Origin of the sequence: Pandoraea sp. LA3 (genome assembly GCF_022696215.1) — a bacterium.
Classification (GTDB): Bacteria; Pseudomonadota; Gammaproteobacteria; order Burkholderiales; family Burkholderiaceae; genus Pandoraea; species Pandoraea capi.
The window spans coordinates 1-2,564 of sequence record NZ_PTPY01000005.1; the positions used below are offsets into that span (position 1 = coordinate 1).

At 56.1% G+C, this 2,564-nt stretch carries 2 protein-coding genes and 3 tRNA genes; all 5 read right to left on the reverse strand.

Annotated features, from left to right (window positions below):
- A partial coding sequence (locus C5N93_RS00040; RefSeq protein WP_242557816.1) for a GTP-binding protein occupies positions 1-371 on the reverse strand: 371 nt, incomplete at its 3' end.
- 70 nt (positions 372-441) lie between these two features.
- Positions 442-516: transfer RNA gene (locus tag C5N93_RS00045), tRNA-Thr, on the reverse strand.
- A 34-nt stretch (positions 517-550) separates the two neighbouring features.
- Positions 551-624, reverse strand: a tRNA-Gly gene (locus C5N93_RS00050).
- A 74-nt stretch (positions 625-698) separates the two neighbouring features.
- Positions 699-784, reverse strand: a tRNA-Tyr gene (locus C5N93_RS00055).
- Positions 785-947: 163 nt separating this feature from the next.
- A complete protein-coding gene (locus C5N93_RS00060; RefSeq protein ID WP_242557817.1) occupies positions 948-1,700 on the reverse strand; it encodes a glycosyltransferase family 25 protein in 753 nt (250 codons plus the stop codon).
- Positions 1,701-2,564: the final 864 nt, after the last annotated feature.

Sequence of the window (2,564 nt, forward strand, 5' to 3'; positions counted from 1 at the left end):
CGGGCCAACAGGATGTGCTCACGCGTTTGCGGCATCGGGCCGTCAGCGGCCGAGCAAACCAGGATAGCGCCGTCCATCTGGGCAGCACCGGTAATCATGTTCTTGACGTAGTCGGCGTGGCCCGGGCAGTCAACGTGTGCGTAGTGGCGGTTAGCCGTTTCGTACTCGATGTGCGCGGTGTTAATCGTAATACCGCGTGCCTTTTCTTCCGGTGCAGCGTCGATTTCGTCGTACTTCTTGGCCTGACCGCCGAACTTCGACGACAGAACCGTAGCGATAGCAGCCGTCAGGGTGGTCTTGCCATGGTCAACGTGACCGATGGTGCCGACGTTCACGTGCGGCTTAGTCCGCTCGAATTTTTCCTTTGCCATTTCAGACTCCTAACGGGTTATCTATTGCCGAGTTGCTCGGCATGTTGATTGCCGCGCTTTCACTATCTTTTGGTGCCCATGGGCAGGATCGAACTGCCGACCTCTCCCTTACCAAGGGAGTGCTCTACCACTGAGCCACATGGGCGAATCCTGTACTGCTACTTCGTCTGCGCGTCACCTGGAGCGGGTGAAGGGAATCGAACCCTCATCATAAGCTTGGAAGGCTTCTGCTCTACCATTGAGCTACACCCGCTTGGATTCCGACTCTCGCCACTTGGTAACAAGCGCCGGGAACTCTTGTTTCCGGCGCTCATTACTTCCGCATTCTGGTGGAGGAGGTTGGATTCGAACCAACGTAGGCGTAAGCCAACAGATTTACAGTCTGCCCCCTTTAGCCACTCGGGCACCCCTCCGCAGAGAATTTGCAATTATGGAGATGTCACCCCGCCTTGTCAACACCTTCCACGCATTAAATATGCAGTTTTTGTGCCTGCGGCTCACCAAAATTTCGATGCGTGCGGCAAGTTGTTGATTTTTCGGGATATCGGAAAGATGGGAAGGTACTCGTTTGCGTCGTCAAACGCCGGTAAACAGGCGCCGGCGCCATACGTCGAGATGGCGGTTGAGACTATCCCGCCCCATATGGAATTCACGGCGCAGTTTCTGAGTGAGAGATCGCTTTGCCTTCTGCCGGCCGGTGATCGTCGTACCAAGGTCGTCGCCCCGGTCCACCACGATATCCGGCGACATCGAGATCATGCGAATCCCATGCTCCCAATTACGATTGATCATGTCGTCGACGGGGTGAATCATGCGTCTTCCATACCCCAGGAGCGCCAGTGCAGCCTCCCGACGAATCAGGTAGCCCTGCGTCCCACCGGGCTGCTTGCGATGATCGTGAAGCAAACTACCGTCTGGCAGCTGCGCAACCTTCCAACGCCCCGCTGACCCCCCGTCCTTCAGTCGCAGGATGCCCCATGGTACGGAAGCCCCCAGCGCCAGTACCAGACGACTGCCGAAATCTGGCGTCAGATCGACGTCGTCCTCCAGTACGCACCAGGCGTCATCGTTCGAGCGCGCAAGTTCTTCCCAGATGCGGTAGTGGCTGTCATAGCAACCGACCTCTCCGAGCGTCAGGTGGCTGGCATACGTTCTCAGGCGAGCCGTCACATCGTATGTCGCAGGATATTCCGACATGCGCTCCGCATCGAAGAACCGAAATGGAATGCCGGCCTTCTGTAGTTGCCCAGTGATATGGGCACGACGATCATGGCTGTCGATCAGCGACACGACGACCACTGGCGGCAGTTTTAGCCCCGAAACCAACATCTTGCTATCCCCGTTTTTTGTTCAGTCTCCGAAACTAGACAGACGTCTCGGTTTGGTATTTAAAACGGGCATAGCATAAGCGCCAAATATGTCGCATTGCGCTTAACGTCATTAATTTGGGCCCCCGCTGACAAACAGGGATTGTCAACGGGGGCACTTCCCCCACATCACGTCTCTTCTCGCACTAGCGAAGGAAATGCCCCGAAAGGGTTACGTATATTGGCTCGGCCGGAGAATAAAGATACGTGACTGCGGCACGGGAGTACGAGAAACACCCCTCGAATTCATCAAGATGAATTCGCTGCGATCTTGCGATGAGCCAAACAACGCGAGGACTAATGCCCCGCTTCTGCGGGCTCGGGGTAATCCGATCGCGCAAGAAACGGTCGGTAAGCACCCGATTGCATATTCGATGGCGAGCGATATCAAAGTCAGAATCGATCCACCGAGGAGCGTCCGGCGCATTCAGCGGAATCATCCGATCGAGGTCAGGTGGATCGTTATCGACGCTGGAACGTCAGGCCATCCGCCAAGCAGCTGGTTTCAATGAACGCAGTGCGTCGTCTTTCTTGAATTGTGTGTGGCAACGCCTCTGAGACCAGCCAGCAGTCAGTGCACACCAAGCGCGGAAGTCATCGCAACACACAAGCGTGTGTTGCATAACCGCTGGGAAGTGATTGGGACACAAACGGCGCCGATCCGGGCAGCGAATCGAGCACAAATCGCATGACAACAAAATGCGTAGTCCGCTTTCGAAAGCTGTGCGGACCCCCATCCTGAGTCGGCGAGCAACCAGTTCGTGACAGTCGCTGAAATCACATCACGCCGTTCAAGCGTGGGCCGCATGATCGAGCACTCGAAGCA